Annotated in this window: 20 protein-coding genes; 7 read left to right on the top strand and 13 right to left on the bottom strand. The window is 53.9% G+C overall.

Annotated features, from left to right (window positions below; genetic code table 11):
- Window positions 1-133: 133 nt before the first annotated feature.
- On the bottom strand, window positions 134-667 hold the full coding sequence (gene uraD / locus JFC11_RS15305) for a 2-oxo-4-hydroxy-4-carboxy-5-ureidoimidazoline decarboxylase (RefSeq protein ID WP_198349893.1): 534 nt from the start codon (window positions 665-667) through the stop codon (window positions 134-136).
- 231 nt (window positions 668-898) lie between these two features.
- Here uraD and JFC11_RS15310 point away from each other — a divergent pair, with 231 nt between their 5' ends.
- Window positions 899-1,765, top strand: coding sequence for a hypothetical protein (locus tag JFC11_RS15310; RefSeq protein WP_120387165.1), 867 nt, complete (start codon window positions 899-901; stop codon window positions 1,763-1,765).
- Window positions 1,766-1,907: 142 nt separating this feature from the next.
- Here the strand turns inward: JFC11_RS15310 and JFC11_RS15315 are convergent, their stop codons facing one another.
- Window positions 1,908-2,390, bottom strand: a complete 483-nt coding sequence (locus JFC11_RS15315; protein WP_198349894.1) for an HPP family protein — start codon at window positions 2,388-2,390, stop codon at window positions 1,908-1,910.
- A 122-nt stretch (window positions 2,391-2,512) separates the two neighbouring features.
- Between JFC11_RS15315 and JFC11_RS15320 the strand changes: the two genes are divergently transcribed.
- From JFC11_RS15320 to JFC11_RS15335, 4 genes are all read left to right on the top strand, one after another.
- Window positions 2,513-3,091, top strand: a complete 579-nt coding sequence (locus JFC11_RS15320; protein ID WP_198349895.1) for a TetR/AcrR family transcriptional regulator — start codon at window positions 2,513-2,515, stop codon at window positions 3,089-3,091.
- A gap of 114 nt (window positions 3,092-3,205) precedes the next feature.
- Window positions 3,206-3,460 carry an HAD family hydrolase gene (locus JFC11_RS15325; protein WP_198349896.1) on the top strand — a complete coding sequence of 85 codons (255 nt, stop codon included), beginning with the start codon at window positions 3,206-3,208 and terminating at the stop codon, window positions 3,458-3,460.
- 12 nt (window positions 3,461-3,472) lie between these two features.
- Complete coding sequence (locus JFC11_RS15330; protein ID WP_198349897.1) at window positions 3,473-3,817, top strand: HAD family hydrolase; 345 nt, start codon at window positions 3,473-3,475, stop codon at window positions 3,815-3,817.
- Window positions 3,818-3,946: 129 nt separating this feature from the next.
- Window positions 3,947-4,342, top strand: coding sequence for a GFA family protein (locus tag JFC11_RS15335; protein WP_198349898.1), 396 nt, complete (start codon window positions 3,947-3,949; stop codon window positions 4,340-4,342).
- A gap of 128 nt (window positions 4,343-4,470) precedes the next feature.
- Here the strand turns inward: JFC11_RS15335 and pgi are convergent, their stop codons facing one another.
- The 4 genes from pgi to ptsP all read right to left on the bottom strand — a co-directional run bounded on the left by pgi (window position 4,471) and on the right by ptsP (window position 11,956).
- Complete coding sequence (gene pgi, locus JFC11_RS15340) at window positions 4,471-6,135, bottom strand: glucose-6-phosphate isomerase (protein WP_198349899.1); 1,665 nt, start codon at window positions 6,133-6,135, stop codon at window positions 4,471-4,473.
- A gap of 249 nt (window positions 6,136-6,384) precedes the next feature.
- On the bottom strand, window positions 6,385-8,121 hold the full coding sequence (locus JFC11_RS15345; protein ID WP_198349900.1) for a PTS fructose-like transporter subunit IIB: 1,737 nt from the start codon (window positions 8,119-8,121) through the stop codon (window positions 6,385-6,387).
- Window positions 8,118-9,089 (bottom strand): 1-phosphofructokinase, encoded by a 972-nt coding sequence (gene pfkB, locus JFC11_RS15350; RefSeq protein WP_198349901.1) that lies wholly within the window; start codon window positions 9,087-9,089, stop codon window positions 8,118-8,120. Before pfkB ends, JFC11_RS15345 begins: the two co-directional genes overlap by 4 nt.
- Entirely contained in the window at window positions 9,089-11,956 is a 2,868-nt protein-coding gene (gene ptsP / locus JFC11_RS15355) for a phosphoenolpyruvate--protein phosphotransferase (protein WP_198349902.1), read from the bottom strand. The genes pfkB and ptsP overlap by 1 nt, the downstream gene beginning before the upstream one ends.
- 226 nt (window positions 11,957-12,182) lie before the next feature.
- Here ptsP and cra point away from each other — a divergent pair, with 226 nt between their 5' ends.
- Window positions 12,183-13,160, top strand: coding sequence for a catabolite repressor/activator (gene cra / locus JFC11_RS15360; protein WP_198349903.1), 978 nt, complete (start codon window positions 12,183-12,185; stop codon window positions 13,158-13,160).
- Between the two features lie 69 nt (window positions 13,161-13,229).
- Here cra and JFC11_RS15365 read toward each other — a convergent pair whose 3' ends face one another.
- Window positions 13,230-13,706, bottom strand: coding sequence for a methylglyoxal synthase (locus JFC11_RS15365; protein ID WP_083002959.1), 477 nt, complete (start codon window positions 13,704-13,706; stop codon window positions 13,230-13,232).
- A 49-nt stretch (window positions 13,707-13,755) separates the two neighbouring features.
- Window positions 13,756-15,222: a pyruvate kinase gene (gene pyk / locus JFC11_RS15370; RefSeq protein WP_198349904.1), complete on the bottom strand. Its 1,467-nt coding sequence runs from the start codon at window positions 15,220-15,222 to the stop codon at window positions 13,756-13,758.
- 211 nt (window positions 15,223-15,433) lie between these two features.
- Between pyk and gap the strand changes: the two genes are divergently transcribed.
- On the top strand, window positions 15,434-16,438 hold the full coding sequence (gap, locus tag JFC11_RS15375; protein WP_198349905.1) for a type I glyceraldehyde-3-phosphate dehydrogenase: 1,005 nt from the start codon (window positions 15,434-15,436) through the stop codon (window positions 16,436-16,438).
- 14 nt (window positions 16,439-16,452) lie between these two features.
- On the opposite strand, the gene JFC11_RS15380 is transcribed toward gap, so the two are convergent.
- The 5 genes from JFC11_RS15380 to JFC11_RS15400 form a co-directional block, all read right to left on the bottom strand.
- Window positions 16,453-17,484, bottom strand: coding sequence for a LacI family DNA-binding transcriptional regulator (locus JFC11_RS15380; protein ID WP_198349952.1), 1,032 nt, complete (start codon window positions 17,482-17,484; stop codon window positions 16,453-16,455).
- Window positions 17,485-17,672: 188 nt separating this feature from the next.
- Window positions 17,673-18,779 carry an ABC transporter ATP-binding protein gene (locus JFC11_RS15385; RefSeq protein WP_198349906.1) on the bottom strand — a complete coding sequence of 369 codons (1,107 nt, stop codon included), beginning with the start codon at window positions 18,777-18,779 and terminating at the stop codon, window positions 17,673-17,675.
- Between the two features lie 92 nt (window positions 18,780-18,871).
- A complete protein-coding gene (locus tag JFC11_RS15390; protein ID WP_198349907.1) occupies window positions 18,872-20,488 on the bottom strand; it encodes an alpha-glucosidase in 1,617 nt (538 codons plus the stop codon).
- Window positions 20,489-20,525: 37 nt separating this feature from the next.
- On the bottom strand, window positions 20,526-21,368 hold the full coding sequence (locus JFC11_RS15395; protein ID WP_198349908.1) for a carbohydrate ABC transporter permease: 843 nt from the start codon (window positions 21,366-21,368) through the stop codon (window positions 20,526-20,528).
- Complete coding sequence (locus JFC11_RS15400; RefSeq protein ID WP_038483262.1) at window positions 21,368-22,354, bottom strand: carbohydrate ABC transporter permease; 987 nt, start codon at window positions 22,352-22,354, stop codon at window positions 21,368-21,370. The genes JFC11_RS15395 and JFC11_RS15400 overlap by 1 nt, the downstream gene beginning before the upstream one ends.
- Window positions 22,355-22,368 lie beyond the last annotated feature (14 nt).

Below are 22,368 nucleotides of genomic sequence, written 5' to 3' on the forward strand. Positions count from 1 at the left end.
ATCGAGATCTTCTCTTGTCTCCAGACTCATAGAGGTCTCTCCGAATGACGATAAAAGGTAAGCCTCACAGCCTGAAGGGCCGAGCACCACAGGTCAGGCTGAAAGGAAAATACAAGCGCTAAGCGCGTGAGAATTACGCTGACTCGGCCGCACGCATGTGAAGGCGGAAGCGCGCTATCTGGATGATTTGCTCAATAGCGGTTTGACGCTCGGTAGCGGCGTCGTTTTCAAGACGCTTTTCGAACGCATAAAGGATGGCGTGTCGATCAAGCCCTTTAACAGCAATCACAAAGGGGAAGCCGAACGTATCTTGATAGGCCTGATTCAGGCGTTGAAAGCGCTCAAACTCTTCGGTTGAACACTGATCTAGCCCCGCACCTGCCTGCTCACGGGTGGAATCCTGGGTTAGCTCACCCGCCAGCGCTGCTTTCCCGGCAAGGTCTGGGTGGGCGCGAATGACAGCAATTTGCTGATCAATATCAGCACGCTTAAGCACATTGCCCATGCAGTCAGCTAGTACATCCGGGGCATCGTGTTGGTCGGTAAACCCCTGTTTCCAAGCGGTTTCGGCTACCCAGGGTGAATGTTCAAAAACGTCCCCGTAATGCTCAAGAAAGGCGTCTAAGCCAAGGCGGCTGGGGCGAGCTGCTTCTAAAATACGCGACATTGTATTCTCCATTTGTATTTGTTTATCTGTTTTATTGTATACAATAAATATTGCTAAATGTACTCTAAGAAGTGCCGTTTCCGCAAAAAAATCGCTATCGCATCCGCGAAAAGCGGACATGACGGCGTTAGGAAGGTCCTTATAGAAAGGTCTTTATAGGATAGGAGGGCCTTTACAGAGGGGCTCTTAGAAAGATGTCTAAAAAAAAAATCAAACAACAAAGGGTTTTGCATGTTGAAGAGCAAACGAGCAGTGACAGCGTATCTGGCGATAGGCGCTTCTCTTGGCGCTATCTCGGTAAGTGCCCAGGCAGCGACATGGAGCGATACGTTCGTGGGTTATCGCTATGGAACGCAGTTTACCGAGCCGAATAACCCAGAGAACATAGAGAAGCATATTCTCCAGTTCACCCATGTTAGTGGTTACTCACTGGGCCAAAACTTTTTAAATCTGGACGTGCTTCAGTCCAGCAGCCAAGACCCCGCCAATAACAGTGATTCAGGGGCGACTGAAGCCTATTTAGCATATCGGCATCAACTCCATGGGGGCGGAGTGTTCAATGAGCCCATCGCTTTCGGGCCCGTCAAAGACATGGCGCTGACATTTGGGTTTGACCTAAACACTAAAAATACTGGCTTTGCACCACGTAAACGTCAGCTAGTAGTGGGGCCAACGTTTAAATTTGATGTGCCGAGAGGCTTTGTGGATCTAAGTCTCTTCTATAGCCGTGAATGGAACCACTGCGGCTTGCCACCTTGTGGGCTGCCAGAAAATCAGAACAGCATTTCGTTTGATCCCTATTACCAAATTAACTTGGCCTGGGGGCTGCCGTTTGAAGCGGCGGCGTTACCGCTAAAATTCCAAGGGTTCTATAACTACAACAGCGAAAAAGGAGATGATTACTTTGGGGAAGCGACCGAGCCTGAGCAGTTAATGCGCACCTCGCTGATGCTAGACGTCGGGCAAGTTGCATGGGGGGCGGAAAACTCCTTATGGATGGGCGTCGGTTATGAGTATTGGCGCAACAAATTCGGAAACCACAGCCAACCGGGTGTCGATACCGATGCCATGACCTTTAATCTGGAGTGGCACTTCTAAAACCAACCACTACTACTGGCTTAACCGATACCCCTTGGCTCGAAAGTGCCAAGGGGTATTTTTTTATGTTTCAGATGCTGTTATTTCGCATCCGAGCTTGCATGGCCTGGGCATCGGTTTTGTGCTGTTAACATCTTCTCAACTAAAACCATTGCTTGGGGTACGGTTGCCCTGAAACAAACCGGTGATAGACGTATCCGAATCCCACAATTAAAAGGGCTCCAGACGCTACGGGAGTGATCAAAAAATACCAGTGTTCTCCCGCTAGCATAATCAGTAGGGGATTAGCACCTGCGGGCGGGTGGATGGTGTTGGTAAGCATCATAGCGACTATCGATAAACCGACTGCCAAGCCCAGCGTCCATTCATGCACGCCAAAGAAATGAGCCACCATCAGTCCTAACGCCGCCGTTATTAAGTGACCCGCAATCACGTTGCGTGGTTGGGCTAATGGGCTGGCGGGTAATCCAAACAGTATCACCATGGTGGCGCCAAAGGGGGCCATTAGCCATAACGCGTCACTGTGTGAACTTAGAAAGCTGAGTGCTGTGATGCATCCAGTCGCTCCAATGCCAGCGAGCAGGGCTGCTTTCTGTTGAGCAGGTAAATACAGGGAAATTCTCATGGATGCATCCTTGGGCGAAAGAGTTGAGACAAGGGAGACCGATCTGTCTCCTCTGGCTGTGGTAGACAGATCGGTCTCTGCGGGTCAATATGTTATTCGTAAAGTGAAAGTGAGGTTGTGCTGTGGAAAGAAGAGAGCAGTTAGTTTCGGTCGCCTTTGGGCTGTTTTACCGCTACGGGGTGCATGCCATTGGTATCAACCGGATCATCGCTGAATCAGGCGTGGCAAAAAAAACGCTATACCATCATTTTGCCAGCAAAGAAGCTCTGGTCGCTGCAACGGTTGACTATCGTGACCGGCAATTCTCTTCCTGGATCGAAGGGCGCACCCAGGGCGCACCTGATGGGCAAAGCGCAATTTTTGCTTTGTTCGATGCGTTAGATGATTGGTTTAATGAGAGAGAAACGCTAATTTATCCTTTCCATGGGTGTTATTTCATCAATGTCAGTGCTGAATTCAGTGACTCAAATCATCCCGTGCATCAACAGTGCGCTAGCCATAAAAGAGCCATGCTTGGCTTAATAAATCGGTATATGTCACAAATATTCGTTGATGAAAAAACGGTGAATACGTTGTCGGAAGCGGTAGCTACTTTAAAAGAAGGGGCGACTGTTCAGGCCCACGTGATGGGGGATTTAGCAGCTGCCGTAAAAGCCAAAGCAATCGCTGAGGAGTTGCTGAGGGCAAGGTTAGAGCCTTAGTGTTTTGGTTTTTTCAAGGCCGTGAGTAAGTAACTTACTCGTAAACGCTCTCTTGCAGCTCATGTGATAGTAGCTTTGCCTTGGGTTTTAAACACGCTATTTCTAGGAGGTCTTGTGGCACTTCGCGCAATTTTGCTAGATCACGATGGGACAATCGTCAGTTCTGAACACATCCATTTTCAAATGTGGGTACACATTCTGAGTCAATATGGCTTGGAATTGTCTGAGTTGCAGTACAGAACCCACTATGCAGGCCTGCCAACGCGCGCCAATGCCCTGGATATGGTGCAGAGGTTTGGGATTGATGCGTCCCCTGATCAACTTATAGAAGCGAAGAACGCCGCGACGCAGGACTACCTTGCTAGCTAGGCATTCCCGTTAATGCCTGGCGTACGAGAGGCGATTGCTTACTTCCACAGTGCGGGTTTGAAGCTGGCAGTGGTGACAGGCGCTAGTGCAAATGGTGTTCAAAAAACACTGCAGGCCAATGGGTTTGAAGATAAGTTCTCTACGATTGTTTCTAACGATGATGTCCGAAACAGCAAGCCCGTACCTGAATGCTATCTTCTGGCTCTTCAACGGCTTGGCGTTGCTGCGGATGAATGTCTCGCCATTGAAGATACACAACATGGTCTTGAAGCCGCCTTTCGAGCTGGCATAAGCTGCTTGGCACTACCCACAGAAATGTCTAAACAGCAAAACTTTCATTCAGCGACAGCGGCTTAATGGCATGGCTGAAGCCGTTGAGTATATTCGCCATGTCTATGGCCTAGGGAGCAGCTCTGCTCCTCTCTATTGCCGATAATGGTTGAGGGTGCTAATTGTTATTGGTATCCGTTGTTAAAGGAGTTTGCGATGAAAGGCACATGTCTTTGCGGTTCCATCGAAGTGACTGCGCCTAACCACGAGCAGGTCAGTGTTTGTCATTGCTCACTATGTCGGCGTTGGTCGGGTGGGCCTATGTTCGCCGTGCATTGCGGTGGCCCGGTAGAGTTCTCTGGTGCTGAGCCTGCCGCTTACCGCTCATCTGATTGGGCAGAGCGGGGCTTCTGTGCAACCTGCGGGACGCATCTGTTCTATCACCTGCTACCCAGCAATGAGTATATTCTCCCAGCAGGCCTGTTCCAGGATCAGTCATTCCAACTCACCAGCGAGATATTTATTGATGAGAAGCCCGATTATTACGAGTTTAACAACCAAACAGAGAAAATGACTGGACAGCAGGTCTTCGAGCAATTTGCGCCGGATTAATTTAGGCGGCTTGGGATTTCTGATTGCCTTCAACCAGTGTCGATACTGGCATCAAAGATCAAACCAAAAACGCCTTGGCTCTTTTCAGCCAAGGCGTTTGTTTATCTAACGGTTACCTAACTCTCCGCTTAACGCTTCTTCCTAGCAGGCTTCTTATCAGCGCTGGCTGGCGCGCTTTGCTTTGCGCTGCTGTCGCCGGGAAAGTGGGCGCGTACCAGCTCCAACAAGCCTTGTGTTGAGGTGTCGAAGTCGGCGGCGTTGGTGTCGATGCGCTCACTGATTTCACCGGCAATGCGTTTGCCAAGCTGCACGCCCCACTGATCAAACGAGTTGATATTCCAGATAACGCCTTGCACAAACACTTTGTGCTCGTAGAGGGCAATCAGCGCGCCTAGGTTTTTTGGCGTTAGCTCGTCCAACAAAAGGGTGCTGGAAGGCCGGTTGCCGGGGCAACTGTAGGGGTCATGCTGGCTAAGCTCTTTGCTGTCCCCTTGGCTGCCTTCCATAAAGGCGTTGGCCTGGGCGAGCATATTGGTCAGCAAGGCGAAGTGGTGGTCTTCCACGCCGGGCTCGGGTTTCAGCGAGGCAATAAAATCAATCGGCACGTAGCGGGTGCCCTGGTGTAGTAGCTGGAAGAAAGCGTGCTGACCGTTAGAGCCTGTTTGCCCCCAGACAATTGGGCCGGTTTTGTAGTTAACCGGGTGGCCAAAAATATCGACTGATTTGCCATTAGACTCCATATCCAGCTGTTGCAGAAACGAAGGTAGTTGGTTCAGGGCTTGATCGTAGGGCACGATGGCCTGGGTTTCGGCGCCAATAAAGTTGATGTACCAGATACCAATCAGCGCCATCAGTACTGGCATATTCTGCGCGAAGGGCGCTTCGATAAAGTGGCGGTCCATCTCATGAGCGCCTTCCAGCAGCTCGATAAAGCCTTCAAAACCAACCGAAAGCGCAATCGGCAGCCCGATAGATGACCACATGGAGTAGCGACCGCCCACCCAGGCCCAAAACTCGAACACGTTCTCTTCACGAATACCAAACTCCATCGCCGCTTTGCGGTTAGTGGAAGCGGCAATAAAATGGGCGCCTACGTCGGCATCTTCACCGGCATTTTCCACGAACCAGCGCCGTGCGGTTTTGGCGTTAAGCAGGGTTTCCTGGGTAGAGAAGGTTTTGGTGGAAACGATAAACAGCGTGGTCGCCGGGTCTAGTCGTGAAAGCACCTTCTGAATGTGGGTGCCATCGACGTTGGAGACGAAGTGGAAGTGCAGTTCCGGGTGGCGGTATTTGAGTAGCGCGCGTACGGCCATGTTGGGGCCAAGGTCTGAGCCACCAATGCCAATATTGACCACGTCTTTGATGCGTTGACCGTTATAGCCTTTCCACTCACCGCTTCTAACCGCTTCTGAGAACTGCTTGATTTGTTCCCGGGTGCGATTGATTTCCGGCATCACATCGTTGCCGTCTACATGCACCGGTTCATCGCTTAAATTGCGCAGTGCGGTGTGGAGCACCGGGCGATTTTCGGTGACATTGATAATGTCGCCAGAGAACATCTGCGCTCGGCGCTGAACCAGGGCAGAGTGGTCGGCCAATTCCAGCAGTTTGGCGAGTACCTCATCAGAGACGTGATGCTTGGAGTAATCCAGGAACAGGCCGCCCACCCGTAGGCTCATTTTTTCAAAGCGCTGCGGGTCATTGGTGAAGTAATCACGAATGCGGTCGTTGGCGGTTTTGTCGCGCAGGCGTTCAAGTGCCTGCCAAGTAACGCTACGGGTGAGTTGAAACATAGAAGGCGGTCCTGTTGTTTTAGATCATTATTAAGTGACGAGCGCTCTATTGCTGGCTCGTGCTTTGTACTATTTATGGCTCTATTTAGGTAAAAATACTACATAAAACCCCGATTTAAGCAACTATTAAGCGATTTGGGGTTAAAAAATTAGTAATAAACCGTTGCTGGTGTGGCGTTAAGGAGGGAGATGTGTAGCAAAATAGGCGCTGAGCAGGTAGCCGCCTGCCCAGCACTGAGGTTCAAGCGTTTAGCTGGTAACGGCGACGTGAGCGGCGCCGCGTTTGATAAAGGCATAGCCTAAACCGGTTACCAGCGAGCCGATGATAATCGCGCCAAGGTAGAGTAGTGCAGGAGTGATGGCGTTGGGAATCAGCAGGACAAAGATACCCCCGTGAGGTGCCATTAGTTTCGCGCCTACCAGCATGGAAAGCGCACCGGTGATCGCACCGCCCACCATGCACGCGGGGATAACCCGCAACGGGTCTTTCGCCGCGAAGGGAATGGCGCCTTCACTAATAAAGCAAAAGCCGAGTACAAACGAAGCTTTGCCTGCTTCCCGTTCTGGTTCAGAAAATTTATTGCGTGCTACGAAACTGGCAATACCCATGCCAATCGCTGGCACCATGCCTGCCGCCATAATGGCTGCCATTGGGCCGTAGGTTTCTGAAGCCAACAAGCCCACGCCGAAGGTATAGGCTGCTTTATTGACGGGGCCGCCCAAATCGAAGCACATCATGGCGCCCAATAGAATGCCCAGCAGCACTGCGTTAGTAGAGCCCATAGAGGCCAGGAAGCTGGTCAGCGCATTCAGCAATGCAGCGACAGGCTCGCCAATCACATAGATCATCGTCAGGCCGGTGACCAGACTGGCCACCAGTGGGATGATCAGAATAGGCTTGAGCGATTCAACGCTGGAGGGCAGCTTAACGTAGCGGGTAACCGCTAGGGCCACGTAGCCTGCCAGGAAGCCTGCCAAAATGCCGCCGATAAACCCGGAGCCAATGTCAGCCGCCAACATACCGCCAATCATACCTGGAGCAATACCGGGGCGGTCGGCGATGGAGTAGGCAATGTAACCCGCCAGCACAGGAATCATTAGCGCGAAGGCGGTGCCGCCGCCAATTTGCATAAGCGCAGCGGCCAGCGTGCCTTCCTGTTCAAAGGCTTCAATGCCGAAGACAAACGAGAGCGCAATCAGCAAGCCGCCTGCTACCACCATAGGCAGCATGAACGACACGCCAGTGAGTAGGTGCTTATAAACGCCTTTCTCTTTAACGCTCTTATTGGCGTTGCCCGAACCGCTGTTGGCGTTTTCTACGCTAGCATCAACAAGGGCGGCTTCCAGCGTGGGACGTGGCTTTTTTAGTGCATTGCCGGTTGAGGTGCGGTAGATACGCTTGCCTGCAAACCGCGCTGGGTCAACGTCGATATCGCAGGCCAGTACGACCACGTCGGCGTCGGCGATCTCTTGTTCGGTTAAATGATCCTGAGCGCCCACTGAGCCTTGGGTTTCCACACGAATGGCATGCCCCATGGCTTTGCCTGCTTCGGCTAGCGCTTCAGCGGCCATAAAGGTATGGGCAACACCAGTGGGGCAAGCAGTCACTGCCACAATCTTCTTGCCACCTGTGTTGCTCGCCGGAGTCGCAGCGGCTGTAGGGGTTGCAGGAGCAGTGTAAATCGGTGCTTCACGCTTGGCTTGAGTTAAAAAGGCGCTGGGGTCGGGCAGGGCGCTGGCAATCGGCGCCTGGAAAAGTCGTTTGCCTTCAAAACGTTCTGGGGCAGGAACGTGATCGGCGGCCACCACAATTAAATCGGCATTAGCAATTTGCTCGGCGGTGGCAGCCTGCAGCGGCGTAATCTCGCCGTGCATTTCCACATGAGCGCTCCAGCCCATCCGCGTGGCCGCTTGTTCAAGGCGCTTGGCGGCCAGAAAGGTGGTCGCCATGCCGCTGGGGCAGGCGGTAATTAGAATCAGGTTCATCGCGTGGCTCCCTCGGTGATGGTGTCGTCAAGACGCCGTACCAAAGTCTGTTGTTGGAGTAAGTCAAAGTCGTCGGCGTGGGGGGTGCCCACGCCGACGTGGCGAACCGCTTCGGCAGAGAGTGCCGTTGCGAAGCGAAGGGTGTCTGGTGGGGCGAAGTCGCTGAGCAGCCCATGAAGCATGCCAGCCACAAAGGTATCGCCCGCACAAACGGTATTGGTGGCGTTTACGCTAGGCGGGGTAGATTGCCAAGTGCCCTGTGAGCTAACCCATAAAACGCCCTCTGAGCCTGCGGAAATCAGCGCGTGCTCGATGCCGCTGGCGTGCAGTCGCTCGGCGGCGAGCTGGCGCTGTTGATTTGAATTTAGCGCGCTGCCAGCCCAGTCAGCGAGTTCCGTTTCGTTAGGTTTTACAGCCGCAGGCTGAGCAGCAATGGCGGTTAGCAGTGCCGGGCCACTGGTGTCTATCCAAAGTGGTACGCCATAGCTTTTTAGGATGGTTAGTAGTTCAGCAAACAGCGGCTGATCAATACCCGGTGGAAGGCTACCGGCAACGACGACCGCTTGGGGCGGAGCGAGGCGCTGAAACAAATCGTCTAGGGTAGTTCGTAAGGCATCTAGATGGGCAGCCTCAATCGGCATGCCGGGGCCGTTAATATCAGTGACGCGGCCACTCTGTTCCGCCAGCTTGGCGTTAATGCGCGTGCTTCCGGGTACTCGTACAAAGGCATCTTCCACGCCGTAGTGGGGGAATGCCAAGCTGAACGGGGCGTCGTTATCCTGGCCGAGAAAGCCGCTAACAATCACTTGATGGCCTAAGCTGGCCAGCACGCGTGCTACGTTAACGCCTTTGCCCGCGGCTTCTAACTGGGCGTTGTGGGGGCGGTTTACATGACCGAGTGTCAGCGTTTCAAGGTTGAATGCTAAATCCAGCGCGGGGTTGAGTGTAATGCACACTACCTGGGCCATTAGCCGGCCTCCAGGGCGTCACGCACCTCATCGCTGGTGGCTTTACTCAGTGCTAATTGGGCAGTGGCTTTTGCATCGGCAAGATCAAATTCACGCAGGCGAGCTTTGACTAGCGGAATTTGCCGCGCACTGACGGAAAGCTCATCAACGCCTAACCCTACCAGGACTGGCACGGCCATGGCGTCCGAGGCAAGCTCGCCGCATACGCCGACCCATTTGCCGTGGGCATGGGCGGCATCGACGGTCATTTGAATCAAACGCAGCACGGCGGGGTGTAAGCCATCGGCCTGGGCAGAAAGCTCTGGGTGGCCGCGGTCGATGGCCAGGGTGTACTGAGTTAAATCGTTAGTGCCAACGGAGAAGAAGTCCACCTCGGCCGCCAGCGTAGGTGCTAGCAGTGCGCTGGAGGGCACTTCGATCATCACGCCCAGTTGCACATCAGTGGCGCGCTGCTGTGGTGGGATTTCGCTAAGTAGGCGGTCATAGATGACTTTGGCGGCGCGGAATTCAGCGACATCCTTAACCATCGGCAGCATGATGCGTAGCGGACGGTCGACGGCTGCCATCAGCAGCGCGCGGATTTGTGTTTCCAGCACTTCCGGCTCGGTCAGCGCTAAGCGAATGCCGCGTAGGCCAAGGAAAGGATTGTCTTCCTGGGGAACCGGCCAGTAGGGCAGCGGCTTGTCGCCACCCACATCCAAAGTACGCGCGACCAGCGGACGGCCATCCAAGGCATCGGTGGCTTCGCGGTACTCGGCAATCTGGGTGGCTAGGTCCGGTGCGCTTGAGTAGGCCATAAACAGGAACTCGGTGCGCAGCAGGCCAACGCCTTCAGCACCGCGTTCAACCGCATCGGCGGCGTGGGCGGTGTTACCAAGGTTAGCTGCCACTTCTACCCGATGCCCATCACGGGTTTGGGCTTGCTCAAAACGCAGCTCCCAGGCATCGGCTTCGCGCTGTTGCTGGTCGAGAAGCTGTTGTTCCGCGCGCTGCAGGCGCTCTTCGGAAGGCTGGGAGGTAACCCGCCCACGTTCACCGTCCAGAATCATCATGCTGCCGTTATGCAACGCCATGACGGCTTCACCAGCACCCACGACAGCTGGAATACCCAGCGCACGAGCCAGAATAGCACTGTGCGCGGTGGCGCCGCCGCGCACGGTCAGCAGGCCGCGTACGCGTGAGGTATCCAGGCGGGCAACGTCGGAAGGGCCGATGTCATCCATCACCAGAATATACGGGTGGTCAGGTGGCTCGGGCAGTTGGACATCGCACAATACCCCTAGTACGCGGCGGCCTACGTCGCGCAGGTCAGCGGCGCGCTCGGCCAATAGGCGGTCGGCGAGCATTTCCTGGGCGTGGGCGGCGGTTTCAATAGCATTCCACCAACCGGCTTCTGCTGAACGACCTTCACGAATCGCATCAATGGCAGCGTGGTGCAACTCGGGGTCGTCGAGCATCTCTTCGTGCATTGAGAGAATGTCGGCCACTTCACCGCCAGGGGCGTTGTGCACCAGTGCTTGAAGCTGAGCAGCCCCTTCTTTGAGTGCCACTTTCAGCCGGTTAATTTCTTGTTCGGGGTCGCTGGCGTGTTCAGCATAGTCGAACTGCATCGGGCGAATCACAAACACCGGCGCAATGGCTAAGCCCGGCGAAGCGGCAACGCCGGTGTGGGGCGCATCAACGACTAACGGCTCAACGGGCTTGCTCGTGTTAGTCACCGACTTGGTATCAAAACCGCCGTCGAACGGCGTTACTTTCTCACCTAGACCGTCTTCAACGGCGGCGGCTACTGCGCCTAGCGCAGCACTTGCCTGGTCACCTTCGGCAGAAAGGATAAGCCACTGACCACGCCGTGCTCCCAAGCCAATCACTTTGGTCAGGCTGGCGGCAGAAACCGTGGAGGCACTGCCTTCTTCAAGGCGTACGTTAATCGGCATTGATTGCGCGCGGGCGACCTGTACCAGCTGTTTTGCTGGGCGGGCGTGCAGGCCATGTGGGTTCAAGACGCGCACGCGACGAGTCTGAGTGCTGGCGGTTTCGCCCGCCAGCGTGGCCAGCAGCTGTGCGCTGCTTTTGCCCACCAAGCTGTCACTTTCGCCGTTCTCCAACATGGCTAATAGCTGTTCCAGCAGTGGGCGGTGGGCATCGCCACTGGCCGCTAAACAGAACAGCGCGTGGACAGGATGGCCGCTATGCTCAAGTTTAGGATCAGCTGGCGTGGCAACGCCTAGTGCGGGTTGTGTCACCCCTTGCGCTTGGCTTGCCAACCAAAATCCTTTGCCCAGCCATTGAGGGGAGGCACTGGCGATGGCGCTAATAAAAGCGTTATCAACACAGCCACTTTGGCGCAGCCGTGCGGCAGCGGCCAAGGCGAGTTCTTGAGGGTCGCGAGCAGGGAAATTAACGCACAGCGTATCGGCATCCAGGCGTGGCTCAAGCGCTGGTTTGGAAAGTAAACGCGCTACCTCGACAGCCGAGCTAGCGCTGGCGAGCTGGTTGGCGACGCCTTCGCGGTCTAAGACGTGGGTTAATTGACGCAGGATGTCTAAATGTTCGTCATTTTGCGCGGCTATCGTCACCAGTACATAGACCGTCTGGCCGTCATGCCACTGAACGCCTTTGGGGAACTGCAGCACCCTCACGCCGGTATGTTTTACGTGCTGACGGCTTTCCGGCGTGCCGTGTGGAATGGCAATCGCGTTACCAAGATAGGTTGACGACTGCGCTTCACGGGCATGGAGGCCATCACGGTACTCGGCCTCAACTAAGCCCGCATCCGTTAGCGCCTTTGCGGCGATGTCGAGTGCAGCTTGCCAGTCGTCCGCATGGCGGTCGAGCAAGATGTCATCTGGGCCGAGAGTTAACATAGGGTTCTCCTGTAAACGCTGTCAGCCAAGGGTAATGTCTGCAGCGTGATCATGCTTAAACGTTGGTCGTAGAGCGTTGAGCTTCGCTGGATGAATCGTGTCATCTGTGGTTAGTTGGCTATGCTGAATCGATTCACTTAAAGACACAAGGGTTGTCTTTCTAGACTTTAGTCTGGGTGGGGAGAAACGGCTGATAAACTACACCGGCAACCAGAGGGAGAATTGCATGACACTTGCCGACATTGCCCGGCTTGCGGGCGTATCGCGCACCACGGCGAGCTATGTAATTAATGGCCAGGCCGAGCAACGGCGTATTAGTAATGCCACCATTGAGAAAGTAATGGCGGTCGTGCGGCAGCATCGCTATCACATTGACCCGCAGGCAGCGGCGCTGCGTCGTGGGGCAAGTCGGCTGATTGGATTGATCGTGCCGGACCTTGAAAATATCAGCTATGCGCGGCTCGCGAAACGCTTAGAGCGTGGCGCGAGAGAGAAGGGTTATCAGCTGTTGGTGGCTAGCTCAGATGACTGTGCCGATAGCGAGCGCGCTTTGGCATTGGCGCTTCGCGCGCAGCGCTGTGAGGTGCTTATTACCGCCAGCTGCCTTGCCGAAGAGGACACCTTCTATTCTGAGTTGGTGGATGAAGGTTGGTGCGTTGTGGGAATGGACCGTGGGCTTGCGCCGACGCGTTTTGCCAGTGTCGTCAGCAACGATCAAAACGCAGCATATGCGCTAACGCGCTCGGTCATTACGGGTAGCACGCGGCGGGTCGCGTGGTTAGAAGCGATGCCAAGCTTGTCGATCAGTCGCGAGCGGAGGGTGGGTTTTCAGTCAGCACTACAAGGCACCTCTATCGAGCCGGTTTTACTTAGCGGTACGCACTACGAGCGTAGCGAAGGCGCCCGTCTTGCCGCTCAAATGCTGGATGAGAAGGGGGGCGCTGATGCGTTGATCACCGCGTCTTATGTGCTGATGGAAGGGGTGTTTGACGTGTTTCTGGAGCGCGGTGGGCTGCCAGAGAATATGCGGTTGGCCACCTTTGGCGACCACCGTTTGTTGGATTTTCTGCCGCAACCGGTGAATTCAGCCTTGCAAGATTATGATCGCATTGCTGAACTCACCCTGCGCTGCGCCTTGAGTGCCATGAACGGTGACTATCAGTGTGGGCAGCAGGTTGTGGCGCGCCACCTGCGTACCCGATAAGCCCCATTGATTCGTTCAAAGCTTGAGTTGTTCAGACCTTGAGTTGTTAAGAGCTTGAGTTGTTAAGAGCTATACCGTGCGGGCTTGAGCCCAGGCCTGCGCATCCGGAATAGACATATCGTAGCGTTCACTGAGATAGGGCGACGACAGTAAAAAGTCGGCGCTCGCCGCATTGCATGCTACCGGCACGTTCCATAGCGCGGCTAAACGCAGCAGTGCTTTGACATCAGGATCGTGGGGCTGGGGGGCAAACGGATCCCAGAAGAAAATCAGCACGTCTAGCTGTTGTTCGGCAATCCGCGCACCAATTTGCTGATCACCGCCCAGCGGCCCGCTCATCAACCCCTCGACCTCTAGGCCAAGCGAACTTTTAAGCCGCCCAGCGGTCGTCCCCGTACCAATGAGAGTGTGCTGGCTGAGTGTTTCCTGCCAGCGTGTTGCCCACTCCAACATTTCGGTTTTTTTGCCGTCGTGGGCAATTAGCGCAATGCGTTTACGCGGTTGCAGCGTACGAACGGCTTGGCGGGGGGGACGTGCGTCGCTCATGGCATGGCTCTCCAGTTAACATTCCGGCTATTTCAGGTCACAGTTAGATTTACGCTTCTTCAACGGCCAGCACTTTCATGGTGTTGGTGCCGCCGTGGGCGTTCATGTGGTCGCCGCGGGTAAGAATGACATGATCACCAGGGTGTGCCAAACCATGAGCTTGCAGTAGCTTGACGGCTTCTTGATTGAGTTCTTTAGGGTCCATGTGAGTTGTGTCGAAGGGAATCGACACGACGCCGCGATAAAGCGCCATGCGCCGTTGGGCAATCGGGCTATGTGCAAGGCCAACAATCGGCAGGCCAGAGCGAATGCGTGAGGCAATCAGTGGCGTATAACCTGTTGAGGTCATGCAGGCTATGGCGCGTACGCCCGTTAGGTGGTTAGCGGCATACATGGCAGAGAGGGCAATGGTTTCATCAATGCGCTCGAAGCCTTCATGAATACGGTGGCCTGATGACTGAGCAATACGTTCGCGCTCAGCGCCGAGGCATACCCTATCCATCGCTTGAATGGTTTCTACCGGATAGTCACCCGCGGCGGTTTCCGCAGAAAGCATGACGGCGTCTGTGGCATCAAGCACTGCGTTAGCCACGTCGAATACTTCCGCGCGGGTGGGCAGTGGCGACTCAATCATTGACTCCATCATTTGTGTGGCGGTAATTACCGCGCGGTTAAGCGTGCGAGCATGTTTGATGATGCGTTTTTGAGTGCCGATCAGTGCGGCATCGCCAATTTCTACGCCTAAGTCGCCTCGGGCGACCATTACGGCTTCAGAGGCTTCGATAATGCCATCCAGTGTCTCATCATCGGCAACCGCTTCGGCGCGCTCAAGCTTGGCAACCAAACCTATTTCCTTGCCTGCTTCGCCGAGCAGGTCACGCGCTTCTTGCATATCAGCAGCGCTGCGTGGGAACGATACCGCCAAGTAATCCATCCCGATATCGATCGCGGTTTTAAGGTCTTCTTTATCTTTTTCGGTAAGCGCCGGGGCGGATAATCCACCGCCTTGCTTGTTGATGCCTTTGTTATTGGAAAGCTTGCCACCTACGTGAACACGTGTGTGGACTTCTTGACCAATAATCGAGGTGACGTCCAGCACGACACGGCCATCATCCAGCAGTAGCCGGTCACCAGGGGCGACATCGTCAATCAGCGACTTGTAATCACAGCCGACGCGCTCGGCCGTGCCGCTGTTGGCATCCAACGCCATGTCGAGCACAAAGGCCTGGCCAATGTCCAAGTGAACGGCACCTTCGGCAAAGCGGGATATACGAATTTTTGGCCCTTGCAGGTCACCCAGGGCGGCAACGCTACGATTTAGTCGCTGGGCAATCTCGCGTACCTCTTTCAAGCGGCGGCGGTGGTCGTCTGCGGCGCCATGGGAGAAATTTAGCCGCACGACATCGACGCCCGCTTTTAGCATGGCTTCCAGCACGCCAGGGCGATCGCTTGCTGGACCAAGCGTCGCGACAATCTTGGTGCGGCGAAGGGGAGTGGGAGATGTTGAGCGAGTCATAAAAGTTACTCCTATTGACCATCTTGGCGGTGATTAATTATTGGACTACGATAGCCTTTATATAGTAATTTTACTACATATTGGGATGTTATTAGCCTTTAAGGGCAGTTTGGATAGGTAAAAATTGACCTAAAGGCGAATAAATACGTATTTTTAGTAATTTTTTTACTGGATACGCCATCGACTACCACTGCTTGACTGAGGTGCCATCATGACAATAAGAGTTGCTATTAACGGATTTGGACGGATTGGTCGTAACGTACTGCGTGCGCTGTACGAAAATAGCTACCGGGATCGTGTCCAGGTGGTTGCGATTAATGATTTAGGTGATCCTTCCCTAAACTCGCACCTGCTGCGTCACGATACGGTTCACGGCCACTTTCCTTTTGCCGTTGAGCATGATGCCGAAAGTATTCGTGTGGATGGCGATCGCATCGCGATCTCTTCTGAGCGTGACCCTAGCCAGCTTCCTTGGGCATCCATGAACATTGATCTTGTCATGGAGTGCACAGGCTTGTTCACTAAGCGAGAAGCCGCTGCCAAGCATATAGAAGCGGGTGCTAAGCGTGTGTTGATCTCTGCACCCAGCCCCGATGCTGACGCTACTATCGTATATGGCGTTAATGACGATATTTTGACGGCTGAACACACGGTGGTCTCCAATGCGTCGTGCACGACTAACTGCTTGGCGCCTGTCGCCAAAGCGTTAAACGATGGTGTAGGCATTGAAAATGGCTTGATGACCACGGTCCATGCCTACACCAACGACCAGAACCTATCGGATGTTTATCACTCCGACCCTTACCGCGCGCGTAGTGCGACGCATTCGATGATTCCGACCAAAACAGGCGCAGCAGCGGCCGTTGGTTTGGTCTTGCCGGAGCTGGCAGGTAAGTTTGATGGGTTAGCCGTACGCGTACCGGTGATCAACGTTTCCCTGGTAGATTTAACATTTACGGCAAGCCGCGATACCAGCAAAGAAGAGATCAACGCAATTGTTGAAAAAGCAGCGGCGAATTCGTCTGTGCTAGCGGTTAACGCACAGCCGCTGGTGTCTATTGATTTCAATCATGATGCACACTCGTCTACTTTTGATGCTAATCACACCCGTGTGAATGGCCGCCTGGTGAAAATTATGGCGTGGTACGACAACGAGTGGGGCTTCTCCAACCGTATGTTAGATACCGCCCTTGCCATGCAGAAAACGGCCAAATAACACCTGACTGACCCTTATGGGCAAGTGTCGCCCAGCAGCAACTCTGTTTTGAGTAGCTGCTGGGTTTTTGGTATCCGACCTAGAATCATTTTTGCCGCCACGCGGCCTTTGCCCGCACTGTCCTGGCGCACGGTCGTTAAACGCGGTGCTCTATATTGCCCTTCAGCAATGCCATCAAAGCCGGTAATTCTTAGCTCCCCCGGTACGTGAATGCCACGCTGTTCGGCCAGCGTCAGCGCGGTAAGCGCAATGCGGTCTGACATGCATAGCAGCAGATCCGGGCGCTGATTGGCAGGCAGGTCGAGGATTTCTGTGATTACCGGTGAGCACACATCAAACACGTTCTCTTCGATATTCCATAGTGGGATCTGTTCAGCATCAAAGCCATGTTCGGTGAGTGCTGCATGAAATCCGGCCAGGCGTGCACGACTGATGGTGCTGCTGCCCGGCAGTAGGGTGTGCGCTTTGGTGATTCGGCCGTTGCAATGCTCTTTTGTCAGACGAAGGTTAATCACCGCAGGCCGCTGTGGCCGCGTTTTTAATGCGTGCAGGGCAAGGTGGTAGCTCGCGTCTTGGTCATCGATATGCACAGTCGGACTGCCGTCAATGTCGAAATCCACGGACACCAGTGGGCGCTGCGCAGGCAGCTCGCTTAGCAGCTTGTTATTAGGCATCAGGCCGTAAACGATAAAGCCATCGGCAATGTTTGCAGACCCTGGCGGCTGGGAGGCATGACCCCGGCCAGGCAGTAGCAGCATGGTATGCCCATGTGCATCGAGTACTTCAGCGACACCGGATAAAAATTCACTGGCGACAGCATCATTGAGGCTGTAAGTCAGGCTTTCGGCAAGAATAACCGCAACAATGCTGGAGCGCCCAGTGCGCAAACTCCGGGCCTTGGCATCTGGGCCGTTATACCCCAGTCGTTTTGCCTCACTTAAAATACGATCGCGCAGAAGTGGCGAAAGCTGGTCGGGGCGGTTGAAAGCGTTTGATATTGTCGCAGTGGAAACGCCGAGTTCTGTGGCAAGATCCTTGAGAGTCATTCGACGATGGGCAGTCACGGGTTTCCTATCCTGTTTAATTATTTGGGCGTTATTTTACATCGCAGGCTAATGAATTGAATCTGGCGCACAAAAATACGGCCTTGACGTTGTTTCCACTACCGTTGCTATAGAGGTAGTAGCATCAAAGGCCGTTGTTCGCTCAGCAACAGCGTAGTTGATAGCGTTCGTTAAGCCGCAGAGCGTGTCTCAGAAAGCATCAACGCCGCACCACTTTCATCAAATAGATGCACATGCTCAATGTCAGGCACCAGGGATACTTTTTGGCCTTCTTCCCACTTGCTTGGGGCTTCGCTGCGGTGGATAAGCAGTGTATCGCCCTCTTTGGGTTCTAGGTAGACATAGACCTCATTACCTAGATACTCGACATTGAAAATTTCAAAGCAGTTATCGCCCTTGGGTGCCTCTAAGCGTAGGTGCTCGGGGCGTATGCCTAAGGTAAGTGAGCTGCGCGTGCGATAGCTATCAGCGGCTTGGGGAAGTGCGACCTCTCCCAAGCCTTTTGCCGTCACCCGGCAACCATCTTTTGAACCGCTGGCAAGCTCCGCAGGCATAAAATTCATCGTCGGTGAACCGATAAAACCGGCGACAAACTTGGTGGCTGGGCGTTGATAAAGCTCATGTGGACTGCCAACTTGCTCGATATGGCCGCCTTTTAGCACCACGATTTTATCTGCCAGGGTCATTGCTTCGACTTGGTCGTGGGTCACATAAATCATTGTAGAGCCCAGGCGATTGTGCAGCCTGGCGATCTCGTTGCGCATTTGTACTCGCAGCGACGCATCCAGGTTAGAAAGTGGCTCATCAAAAAGCAGAATGCGAGGTTCCCGAGCCATCGCACGGCCCATTGCAACACGCTGGCGCTGACCGCCCGACAGTGCTTTCGGCTTGCGGTGTAACAGGTCTTCAAGCTGCAAAATTTTAGCGGTACTCATTACCCGTTCATGGACCGTCTCTTTGTCTGTTTTGGCAAGCTTCAAACCAAAAGCCATGTTGTCATAAACGGTCATATGCGGGTAAAGAGCATACGACTGAAACACCATGCCCACACCACGTTCTCGTGGGGGAAGGTCATTGACCAGCGTGTCACCAATGTTTAAGTCACCGTCGGTGATTGACTCAAGACCCGCGATAAGGCGCAGCAGCGTAGATTTGCCACAGCCGGATGGGCCAACAAAGACGACAAATTCACCATCGCCAATGGTCAGGTCAACGTCTTTAATAATGTGATCGCGACCAAATACTTTGTTGATCTTTTCAAGCGTAACACTTGCCATGGTTAGCTCCTTGTCGGCCTCAATGCTGCATTCCTCGTATCGGGCCGACTATCGTTATTGAATGTTGTTATTGATTATTGCCATTGATTTGACTAAGCAACGTGCATGAAGGCGGCTTGATAGGCGGGCAGCGTCAGCACATTATCTTGACGTGCCGTAGTGAAGCCGTGTCCTTCCAGGTCACCAATGATGTCTAAGTGGAGTGCTGTTTGCAGCTCATTCCCCGTCAGGTTAAAGACACACAGCACTTTGTCTTGGCCATTTTGACGAATAAAGCCCAGTAACTCCTCGCCGACCTCAATCAGCTGTAAATCACCGTCAAACAGCGCGGAGTGCGCTTGGCGGAAAGCCAGCATCCGGCGCACACCGTTAAGCGTTGAGTCTGGGGTCGTGTGCTGTTGGTTAACCGCCAATGGCAGGTGGCGTTTTTCTACGGGGAGCCATGGCTCAATGGCCGAGAAACCTGCCTGGGTGCCATCGGTCCATGGCATCGGCGTGCGGCACCCGTCTCGGCCTTTAAACTCTGGCCAGAGCACTTTGCCGTAAGGGTCTTGAATGCGCTCGAAGGGCACGTCAGCTTCCGGAAGCCCTAACTCTTCCCCTTGATAAAGGCAGACGCTGCCGCGTAGGGAAAACAGCATGGCGAGCATCACTTTAGGATAAGCAATGGGATCTTCTTCAGCGCCCCAGCGTGATGCGCTGCGTTCAACATCATGGTTGGATGTTGCCCAGCAGGGCCAAGCGTCGCCCGCTAAGCGCTGAAAGCGCTCAATAACATGACGAATATAGCTAGCGGAGCGTGGCTTATTGAGCAAGTCAAAGGTGTAAGCCATGTGTAGTTTGTCACCGCCTGCGGTGTACTCAGCCATGCGCTCAAGTGGGTTGTCATCGCCGATTTCGCCCACGGTCGTAGTGCCGGGATACTCGTCCATCAAGGCGCGTAAGTCTTTTAAGAAATCTACGTTTTCAGGGCGGCTAATATCGTAGACATGACGTTGCCACGTGTAGGGGTTAGCCTCTGGAGCGCCCAGGGTCTTGGATTCGCCTTTGGGCACCGGTGGGTTGTCACGCAGCTCAGCGTCGTGAAAGTAGAAGTTGACGGTATCAAGGCGGAAACCATCAATGCCAAGATCCAGCCAAAAGCGCATGTTATCCAGCTGCGCCTGACGGGCTTCCGGATTGTGGAAGTTGACATCCGGCTGGCTGGTCAAAAAGTTGTGTAGATAATACTGCTGGCGGCGTGAATCAAAGGTCCAGGCAGGGCCGCCAAAAATAGATAGCCAGTTATTAGGGGGTGTGCCATCGGGCTTAGGGTCTGCCCATACAAACCAATCGGCTTTGGGGTTGGTACGATTCTGGCGGCTCTCTTTAAACCAAGCGTGCTGTTCAGAGGTATGGCTGATGACTTGGTCAATCATTACTTTCAGGCCTAGCGAATGGGCCTTGTCGAGCAGCGCCTTGAAATCATCCAGGGTGCCGAACATCGGATCAACGTCGCGGTAATCGCTGACGTCATAACCGAAATCGAGCATGGGGGAGGTGAAAAAGGGCGAAAGCCAGACACCATCAACGTTCAAAGAGGCCACGTAGTCGAGCTTTTCGGTAATACCTTTCAAGTCACCAATGCCGTCGCCACGGCTGTCTAGGAAGCTGCGCGGGTAAATTTGATAGATAACGCCGCCGCGCCACCAGGTCAGATTGTCTTGCATGAATAAATCCTTAATAAAACGTAAATAACACCCACGCTTAGCCTTTAACTGCACCTGCAGTTAAGCCTGAAACAATGCGACGTTGGAAAATGATGACTAGGATAACCAGTGGCACGGTGACGACGACCGACGCGGCCATAATTGGCCCCCAGGGAAGCTCGTAGGCGCTACCACCTGACAACAGTGCAATGGCAACAGGCACGGTGCGCTGGGCATCAGTGAGTGTGAAGGTTAAGGCGAACAGGAACTCATTCCACGCAGCAATAAAGGCAAGCAGGCCAGTGGTGGCCATGGCGGGCCACATTAGCGGTAGGAAAACTTTAGTAATCGTAATCCAGGGCGTAGCGCCATCCATGATGGCGGCTTCTTCCAACTCCATGGGCAGTTCTTTCATGAAGGTGGTAAGTACCCAGACGGTGAAGGGCAGCGTGAAAATGGTGTAGCTCAGAATGAGACCAGCGGGATTGTTGTAGAGATTTAGTGCGCGAATCACCTCAAACAAGCCTGAGAGCACCGCGACCTGAGGAAACATGGAAACCCCAAGAATGACCAGCATGACGGTCGAGCGACCACGGAAGCGAACTCGGCCCAGCGCGTAGGAGGCGGTAATACCCAGTAGCAGCGCGATGAAAACAACGCTAAATGCTACGACTACCGAGTTAAAAATCGCGCGGATAAAGCTCGACTGGCTAAAAATCTGCGCATAATTGTCCAGGTTCCAATTTGAGAGCCAAAGTTCAACCTGGAATAAGTCACTAGAAGGTTTAAGTGAGGTAATGACCGCGTAATAAAATGGGAAAACGGCGTATACCATAATCAGCGCAATTAAGGCCCAAAAGCCGACGCGCTTGGCAATTTTGGCTAACTGACGTTGGTTCATCAGTCACCTCCTAGTTGTATTTTGTTACGGCCTAAATAGAGGTAAGCAACGGTGGCCAGGGCAATAATCAAGAACAACAGGGTAGAGGCAGCACTGCCGTAACCAACATCCTGGAACTCAACCAACTGCTGACGCGCATAGACTGACATCGACATCGTGCTGGTCGAGTTAGAAGTCAGTACGTAGATCACGTCGAACACCCGCAGGGCATCTAGAAGGCGGAAAATCACCGCCACCATCAAGGCAGGCGTAATTAGCGGTAGGGTCACTTTGAAGAACACACGCACGGGATGAATGCCATCTACTTCTGCTGCTTCGTAGCAATCTTTTGGCAACATCTGTAGGGCGGCTAACACCAACAGGGCGACAAACGGAATTGTTTTCCAGACATCGACCATGATGACTGCCCACATTGAGTAAGTAGCGCTAGCCGTCCAGGCGATAGGATTGTCGATAATCCCAACCGTCATCAGCAGGTGGTTGATGATGCCGAACTGATCGTTGAGCATCCATGCCCACATTTGCGCGGAAACGATGGTGGGGATTGCCCACGGAATCAGCACCGCTGCGCGAACAATCGTCCGGCCCTTAAACTCCGCATTTAGAATCAGCGCCACAATGACACCGAAAATGACTTCTAAAGAGACAGATACCACCGAAAAGTAAACGGTGTTCCAAACAGATTGCCACCAGACTGGGTCAGCAAGCACCCCGAACCAGCGACCATTGTCGTAAACCAGATAGTTTTCAAACCCGATTAGATTAGCCGCACCCAGGTCCGACAGTGAGGCATCTGTAAAGCTTAGAAAAAATGTTCGCATTAACGGCCAGCCGGCCACCAACGTTAATGCGATCAGCATGGGAGCCAAGAACAGCCAAGCCGCTTTGACCCGCTGACGGCGTACTTTAGTGCCGCGATGCCGACGCGCTGGCGCTGCGGCTGAGCGCGCCTCTAGGGGCGCGCTGTTGTTAGAAGAGGTCGACATAGGTATCTCCGCGG

The sequence above is a fragment of the Vreelandella alkaliphila genome (genome assembly GCF_016107625.1).
Lineage (GTDB): Bacteria > Pseudomonadota > Gammaproteobacteria > Pseudomonadales > Halomonadaceae > Vreelandella > Vreelandella alkaliphila.